This is a genomic window from Streptomyces sp. NPDC059524, assembly GCF_042749255.1.
Lineage (GTDB): Bacteria > Actinomycetota > Actinomycetes > Streptomycetales > Streptomycetaceae > Streptomyces > Streptomyces xanthii.
This window is the reverse complement of record NZ_JBHYTK010000149.1, coordinates 17,820-19,908: the sequence shown is the minus strand read 5'-3', so window position 1 is coordinate 19,908 and position 2,089 is coordinate 17,820. Positions and strand designations below refer to the sequence as shown.

2 protein-coding genes are annotated in these 2,089 nt (G+C 74.9%); one reads left to right on the top strand and one right to left on the bottom strand.

Annotation, left to right across the window (positions count from 1 at the left end; all coding sequences use genetic code 11):
- Positions 1 to 156: 156 nt before the first annotated feature.
- Complete coding sequence (gene fmt / locus ACFW9D_RS30900) at positions 157 to 1,086, bottom strand: methionyl-tRNA formyltransferase (RefSeq protein WP_188340040.1); 930 nt, start codon at positions 1,084 to 1,086, stop codon at positions 157 to 159.
- A 281-nt stretch (positions 1,087 to 1,367) separates the two neighbouring features.
- On the opposite strand from fmt, the gene ACFW9D_RS30895 reads away from it, so the two are divergent.
- Positions 1,368 to 1,904, top strand: coding sequence for a hypothetical protein (locus tag ACFW9D_RS30895; protein ID WP_188340039.1), 537 nt, complete (start codon positions 1,368 to 1,370; stop codon positions 1,902 to 1,904).
- The last annotated feature ends 185 nt before the right edge of the window (positions 1,905 to 2,089 follow it).

Sequence of the window (2,089 nt, the reverse complement as noted above, 5' to 3'; positions counted from 1 at the left end):
CTGCGCGCCGCATTTCCCCGATCAAGGTGCGGGGCGCCTTTCATCTGGGGAAGGCGCGGCGAAGCCGCAGCCTTCCAGGGGCGCGGGGAACTGCGCGACCAGCCCCCACGCACCCGCACCCGGCGACGAACCGGACCGGCCGAGCCGGAAGCCGGATCAGCCCAGCCGCTCGCCCTCGGCGATCCGCACACCCCGGGCCCAATCCGCGGCAGCCATCGGCTTCTTGCCCTGGGCCTGGACCCAGAGAAGTTCGACCGCGTACGACCCCGTCCCGACGTACAGGTTCTTCTTGCCGACGCTCAGCTCACCCGGCGCCAGATCCGTGCGGTCCGGCACCGGCACGGCCGACCGCACCTTGAGCCGCTCGCCGCGGAACTCCGTCCAGGCCCCCGGCGCGGGAGTGCATCCGCGCACCACCCGGTCGACGCGGAGCGCGGGCGCCGCCCAGTCGATCCGCGCGTCCTCCACCGTGATCTTCGGGGCGAGCGAGATCCCGTCGGCCGGCTGCGGAACGGCCGTCAGCGTGCCGTCCTCGATGCCGTCCATGGTCGCGGCCAGCAGCCCCGCCCCCGCGAAGGCGAGCCGGGTCAGCAGGTCACCGCTGGTGTCGGCGGGCCGGATCGCCTCGGTCACCGTGCCGTACACCGGGCCCGAGTCGAGCCCCTCCTCGATGAGGAAGGTGGACGCGCCGGTGATCTCGTCGCCGGCCATCAGCGCGTGCTGGACGGGCGCGGCACCGCGCCAGGCGGGCAGCAGCGAGAAGTGCAGGTTGACCCAGCCGCGGGCGGGCACGTCGAGGGCGACCTTGGGCAGCAGCGCGCCGTAGGCGACGACGGGGCAGCAGTCCGGCGCGATCTCGCGCAGCCGGGCCAGGAAGTCCTCGTCGCGGGGCCGGACCGGCTTGAGCACCTCGATGCCGGCCTCGGCGGCGCGCTCGGCGACGGGGCTCGCGACCATGTGACGGCCGCGCCCGGCAGGGGCGTCGGGCCGGGTCACGACGGCGGCGACCTCGTGCCGGTCGGAGGCGATCAGGGCGTCCAGAGCGGGAACGGCGACCTCGGGGGTGCCGGCGAAGACGAGCTTCATCGGTGGCTAACGGCCTCTCGGGGCAGGGTCACGGGCGACACACCAGTCTATGGGCGGCGGGTGACGCCCGCGCATGGGGCGCACGTCCCGCCGTGCGCCCCGCGCATATGCGGATACGCCGGAACAGCGTGACCCCTCACCGGATGGCGCGTTGGTCAAGAAAGAGTTGACCAATCCACGGGCCGGGATCACTCGCGATCGTCACCGGTGAGTCGCCTGAATCGCCGTTCGGCGTGAGCTCGGCCCGATCCTTCTTCATCGCCGGTTCGAGAGGCTTGTAAATGGCCGACCACGCAACCCATGACGCCCAGGCACGGGCCAGCCTGCACCTCCTTGTGCGGGACATCGAGCGGGTCCGGCGGCAGGTGGACGCACTGCGCACCCTCACCGCACAGCTCGGCAACGTCTACCGTCCGCGCCGCTCCGGCCCCTCCGCCGGCTTCGTCGTCTACGGGCGGGCCCCCGCCCCGACCGTCCGTCTGGCCCAGGAGCTGCGCGACAGCGTCGAGACCCTGGTGACCGCCGCAGTGGACTTCGACCGCTCCCTGGGTTTCTCGTGGGACGCGGTGGGCTCCGCGCTCGGCGTGACCAAGCAGGCGGTGCACCGCCGGTACGGGGCGCGCCGGGCGGCCGCGCAGGCCGCCGCCGACGCCGAGCGGGCCGGTGACACCTCGGCCCGGCCGCCGCTGCCGCTCGGGGCGGGCCCGCTGCCCTCGGTGCCGGCCGCGCGGTCCATGCCGACGCAGCCGACCGCGGGCAGCGCGGGGCTCCGCGACGAGCCCCGCCCCGGAGTCTTCCCCGGCCCCCGCAACGGCTGAGGCCGGCCACGCGCTTCCCCGCGTCCGACGAATGCGGTGCATCCGTTCTGGGGGGACCTCCGGCGAGTCGGGAGCCCCGCCCGGCGTGGCGCGGAGTTGGGGCGGGGGGGGTGGTTGGGGGGGGTGGTGGGGACCTGAGGGTGGTCCTCGCCCAGCGCCCGGGGGCGGGGGGGGTGGTTGGGGGG

Excerpts from the sequence above, each read along its gene's own strand:
- fmt (WP_188340040.1), bottom strand. The coding sequence starts at position 1,086 with ATGAAGCTCGTCTTCGCCGGCACCCCCGAGGTCGCCGTTCCCGCTCTG.
- ACFW9D_RS30895 (WP_188340039.1), top strand. The coding sequence starts at position 1,368 with ATGGCCGACCACGCAACCCATGACGCCCAGGCACGGGCCAGCCTGCAC.